4 protein-coding genes are annotated in these 5049 nt (G+C 67.0%); 2 read left to right on the top strand and 2 right to left on the bottom strand.

The window, feature by feature from the left end:
• Positions 1-380: 380 nt before the first annotated feature.
• Complete coding sequence (acnA, locus tag VJ307_02080; GenBank protein HJX72915.1) at positions 381-3167, top strand: aconitate hydratase AcnA; 2787 nt, start codon at positions 381-383, stop codon at positions 3165-3167.
• A gap of 4 nt (positions 3168-3171) precedes the next feature.
• Here the strand turns inward: acnA and VJ307_02075 are convergent, their stop codons facing one another.
• Positions 3172-3816 carry a CBS domain-containing protein gene (locus VJ307_02075; protein HJX72914.1) on the bottom strand — a complete coding sequence of 215 codons (645 nt, stop codon included), beginning with the start codon at positions 3814-3816 and terminating at the stop codon, positions 3172-3174.
• 211 nt (positions 3817-4027) lie between these two features.
• On the opposite strand from VJ307_02075, the gene VJ307_02070 reads away from it, so the two are divergent.
• Positions 4028-4501 carry a hypothetical protein gene (locus VJ307_02070; GenBank protein HJX72913.1) on the top strand — a complete coding sequence of 158 codons (474 nt, stop codon included), beginning with the start codon at positions 4028-4030 and terminating at the stop codon, positions 4499-4501.
• Between the two features lie 138 nt (positions 4502-4639).
• Here VJ307_02070 and VJ307_02065 read toward each other — a convergent pair.
• Positions 4640-5049: hypothetical protein (locus VJ307_02065; protein HJX72912.1), on the bottom strand; the 410-nt coding region annotated here is incomplete at its 5' end.

Below are 5049 nucleotides of genomic sequence, written 5' to 3'. Positions count from 1 at the left end.
GATACAGGCATGCCTACTGCGTTGCGCTCGGTCGGGCTCCTCGACGTAGTGTCCACTACGTCTCCGGGGCCCTCGGTCGCGCGCCTTGTATCCACGCCCGTCTCCACCGCCTCGCGACGAACCCTGGTGAGAAATGCGGGCTAGAGCGATCCCCGTCGCGACGGCCACCGCGAAGGCGTCCATCGCCAGCCCCAGCGCAATTCCGGTAAGCGTCAGAGCGTCGATCGGCCGGCTCCCGGTTTGTCGTTCGCACGGTGTGGCAGGGATGCCCCCGGCGACTCCCTGGCCCCCCCTTTTCCCTCCGGGAATTTCGTTCCCGGAAGGGAAGGGAAACGGCGTCCGTGGTACCATTTTTTTATCACCTGCAAGCGGAGGGGGCCATGGGAAAAAAGCCGGCCGACAGTTTCGGCGCCAGGACCGGGGAGACCATCGGGAGAAGGAGCTACGAGATCTTCCGCCTGGACGCTCTCGAGAGAAGGGGGGTGGGAAATGTCTCCCGCCTGCCCTTGTCCCTCAAGGTTCTCCTGGAGAACCTGCTGCGCCACGAGGACGGAACGTCGGTGCGCTCCGAGGACATCGAGGCTCTGGCCCGCTGGGAACCGGGCTCTCCCCCGGATCGGGAGATCGCGTTTCGTCCCGCGCGCGTGCTGCTTCAGGATTTCACCGGCGTGCCGGCCCTGGTCGATCTGGCCGCCATGCGCGACGCCGCCCGCCGGATGGGGGGCGACCCGAAAAAGATCAACCCGCAGATGCCCGCCGACCTGATCATCGACCACTCCGTCCAGGTGGACCGGTTCGGGTCGACCGGATCCTTCGGGGCGAACGTGGCGCGCGAGATGGAGCGAAACGGGGAGCGGTACGCCTTCCTGCGGTGGGGACAGGAGGCGTTCCGGAACCTGCGGGTGGTCCCCCCGGGGACCGGGATCTGCCACCAGGTGAACCTCGAGTATCTCGCCCCCGTGGTCTTCCGGAAGAGGGCCGGGCGGGGCACCCAGGCCTACCCCGACACCCTCGTCGGGACCGATTCCCACACGCCGATGATCAACGGGCTGGGAGTCGTCGGGTGGGGCGTGGGGGGGATCGAGGCGGAGGCTGCGCTCCTCGGGCAGCCGGTTTCCATGCTCGTGCCCGATGTGGTGGGGTTCCGGCTCTCCGGGCGGCTCCCCGCCGGGGCCACGGCGACCGATCTCGTGCTGACCGTCACCCAGATGCTGCGGGCGAAGGGGGTCGTGGGCAAATTCGTCGAGTTCCACGGCCCGGGGCTTTCCTCCCTCTCGCTGCCCGACCGGGCGACGATCTCCAACATGTCCCCCGAGTACGGCGCCACCATCGGCTTCTTCCCGGTGGACCAGGAGACCCTTTCCTACCTTCTGTTCACCGGCCGGGAGCGGGAGCAGGTTGCCCTCGTCGAGGCGTATTGCAAGCTCCAGGGGTTGTTCCGCGCCGACGACTCCCCCGACCCCGCCTTCTCGGACACCCTGTCGCTCGATCTGGCCACCGTCGAACCCTGCCTGGCCGGACCGAAGAGGCCGCAGGACCGCGTGCTTCTGCGGGAAGCCCGGGTTTCGTTCTCCAACGCCCTCGTCGGCTGGGGGAAGGAACCGAAAGCGCCCTCCCACGACGAACAGGAGCGGTGGCACGCGGAGGGAGGGAGCACCGCGGGAGAGACGAACCTCCCGCCGCCGGAAAATTCCGCGGAGAGCGGCGTGACGGTCAACTTCGGCAGGACCTCTTTCCGGCTCTACGACGGGTCGGTTGTGATCGCGGCGATCACCAGCTGCACGAACACCTCCAACCCGGCCGTCATGCTCGGCGCCGGGCTGCTTGCCAAGAAGGCGGTCGAACGGGGGCTGCGCACGAAACCGTGGGTGAAGACAAGCCTTGCCCCGGGGTCGAAAGTCGTGAGCCTGTACCTGGCCAAGGCCGGCCTGACCCCCTATCTCGAAGCGTTGGGATTCCACCTGGTCGGATACGGCTGTACCACCTGCATCGGCAACTCGGGCCCCCTCCCGGAGCCGATCGCCGAGGGGATCCGCCGGGGGAATCTGGTCGCCGCCTCCGTCCTCTCGGGGAACCGCAACTTCGAGGGGCGCATCCACCCATTGACCCGGGCCAACTACCTCGCTTCCCCCCCGCTTGTCGTCGCCTACGCCCTCGCCGGGAACATGGACATCGATCTGTATAAGGAACCCGTGGCGTTCGACCCCAACGGCCACCCCGTCATGCTCCGCGAGATCTGGCCGACGCCGGAGGAGATTACGGAAGCGGTCCGATCCTCCGTCGGCGCGGAGATGTTCCGGAAGGAGTACGCGGCGGTGTTCGAGGGAGACGAGGCGTGGAAGGGACTCCCGGTCCCGAAGGAGGAATGTTTCGCGTGGGAGCCTTCCTCCACCTACGTCAAGCATCCCCCCTTCTTCACCAACCTCCCCCCCAAGCCGGTTCCCCCGGGGGACCTGCGAGGGCTGCGGGTCCTTGCCGTGCTGGGGGACTCGGTGACCACCGACCATATCTCCCCGGCAGGGGACATCCCGGCGGACGGCCCGGCGGGGAAGTACCTCCTCGGGCACGGCGTGGCGAAGGAGGAGTTCAACTCCTTCGGAAGCCGGCGGGGGAACCACGAGGTCATGATGCGCGGGACATTCGCCAACATCCGCCTGCGCAATCTCCTCGTGCCCGGCACGGAAGGGGGATGGACGGCGCACCTGCCGGACGGAGAGAAGATGTCGATCTACGACGCTGCGATGCGGTACGGGGAGGAGGGCGTCCCTCTTCTCGTCATCGCGGGGAAGGAATACGGCTCCGGCTCCTCCCGGGACTGGGCGGCCAAGGGGCCGAAGCTCCTCGGCGTGCAGGCGGTACTGGCGGAGAGCTTCGAGCGGATCCACCGGAGCAACCTCGTCGGGATGGGAATCCTCCCTCTGGAGTTCGAACGCGGGACGAGCCGGGAGTCCCTCGGGCTTACCGGGAAGGAGACGTATGCGATCGAAGGGATTTCCGGCGGGATTGCGCCGGGGAAGCGTCTGACCGTGCGCGCCACCCTGGACGGGACGGAGAAGACGTTCTCCGCGACTGCCCGGGTCGACACCCCGGAGGAGTCCCGGTACTACAGGAACGGAGGGATTCTTCCGTACGTGCTGCGGCGGCTCGTGGGGCGCAGGGCGAGGTGATCCCCTAAAGAGAATCGGAGGCGGGGTCCAGGACCTCGAACTTCTTCGCCCGGAGCGCTCCCCGGACCATCGGCCCGTTGACCGTGTCGAGCCGGAGGAGGACCACCATCCGGTCCGCCCCCTTCGTTTCCGGGCTGATGAGACAGCTGCGCATCTCCACGCCGAGCTCCCGGACCGTTGCCAGCAGCTCCTCGAACCTCCCGAGGGTACGGGGCAGGACCACCTCGACCCGGAGGCCCACCCCGTCGATATCCAGGACGTCGATGAAGGTGTTGATCAGGTCGAGCTTGGTGATGATCCCCACCAGCCGGCCGCCCGAGAGCACGGGGAGCGCCCCGAATTTCTTCCGCTGGATGATGAGGAGGGCGTCCTCCACGGAATCCTCGGGCGTGAGGGACCACACCTCGGTCTTCATCACATCCCGCACCTTCCGGTCCGGGACCGGAAGCTCTCCCAGGCCGGAGAGATGGTCGCTCGTAAGCGATGCGTTCCTCAAATCGGTGTCCGACAGGATGCCGACGAGCTTCCCCTCCTCCACGACGGGCAGGTGGTTGATCCGGAACTTCCGCATGAGGTTCGCGGCGCGCGTCAGGGCGTCTTCGGGGCCGACCGTTTTCGGGTCCCTCGTCATCCTTTTCCCTACCAGCATGATCCACCCCCGGGGATCGCGAGGTTCACCGCGCGCGGCCCGGACATGCGCCGGGCACCGCTCCCATTATAATACCTGCCCCTCCCGTTGCAGCCCGGGAAAGCGTTCCTTCCTCCCCCCGGGGGGGGAAAGGGGGTACACCGTCCTCCGGCCCCCGGGGAGGGAGTTGCTCCTCGGGACGCCGGAAGGAAAAACGACAGGAGGAGGGAATATGAGATCGCTCGGGAAATCGTTCGCTGCCGTCGCCGCCGGGATTTGCCTGCTCTTGACCGCACCGGGACAGGCCGACGCGAAGCCCGCCTATGCGAATGCCGAAAAGAAGTCGTGCAGCTTCTGCCCTGCGGGGAAAACGGGCGACAAGGTGTTCACCGACGCCGGGAAGTTCTACGCCAAGAATCAGACCCTGAAGGGATTCGGGGAGGAGACGAAGGCGCCGGCGAAGGACGCCCCGGAACCCGCCGCGACCTCGGAAAAGAAAGGGGAATCGGCGGCAACGGCGATGGCGGACAAGGAGTCTCCCTGCCCGCGCGGCTGCCCTCACTGCCGGGAGGGGTGTCCAAAAGATTGCCCGCATCGGCATGGAAAGGAGAGGATGCATCCGATGAGGGAGAAGATGACGGGGCATCTCGAAGAGATGAAAAAGACCGTTTCGGATTTCTCGACGATCTCCAGGAGTCGCACCTGAACCACATGGAGTCGATGATGGGGCACGGCGATATGCCGGGGCCTGCGGACCGGCACGGACGATCCCTCCCGCAAGTCCCGTCCCACGGGACAAAAGGGGGCGGCAGGCAAGCGGCCGCCCCCGTCTCTTTCTCGGTCCCTACACGAGCCCCTGGGCGGTCATCGCGCGGGCGACCTTGATGAAGCCGGCGATATTCGCGCCGTTGACGAGGTTGCCGGGAGAACCGAACTCCTCGGCGGCTTCCGAGCAGATCTGGTGCACGTTCCTCATGATCTGGTGGAGCTTGGCGTCGGTCTCGGCGAACCCCCACGCATCGCGGCCCGCGTTCTGCTGCATCTCGAGCCCGGAGGTCGCCACTCCGCCCGCGTTGGCCGCCTTCCCCGGGCCGTAGGCGATCCCGGCGTCGATGAAGACCTTCACCCCATCCGGGGTCGTCGGCATGTTGGCCCCCTCGCCGATGGCGATGCAGCCGTTTTTCACGAGCTTCTTGGCATCCTTCCCCGTGACCTCGTTCTCGGTCGCCGAGGGGAAGGCCACGTCGCACGGGA

The sequence above is a fragment of the Candidatus Deferrimicrobiaceae bacterium genome (assembly GCA_035256765.1).
Lineage (GTDB): Bacteria > Desulfobacterota > Deferrimicrobia > Deferrimicrobiales > Deferrimicrobiaceae > CSP1-8.
Note: the sequence above shows the minus strand (reverse complement) of the source record. Positions and strands in the feature narration are given on the sequence as shown.

Excerpts from the sequence above, each read along its gene's own strand:
- acnA (HJX72915.1), top strand. The coding sequence starts at position 381 with ATGGGAAAAAAGCCGGCCGACAGTTTCGGCGCCAGGACCGGGGAGACC.
- VJ307_02070 (HJX72913.1), top strand. The coding sequence starts at position 4,028 with ATGAGATCGCTCGGGAAATCGTTCGCTGCCGTCGCCGCCGGGATTTGC.
- VJ307_02075 (HJX72914.1), bottom strand. The coding sequence starts at position 3,816 with ATGCTGGTAGGGAAAAGGATGACGAGGGACCCGAAAACGGTCGGCCCC.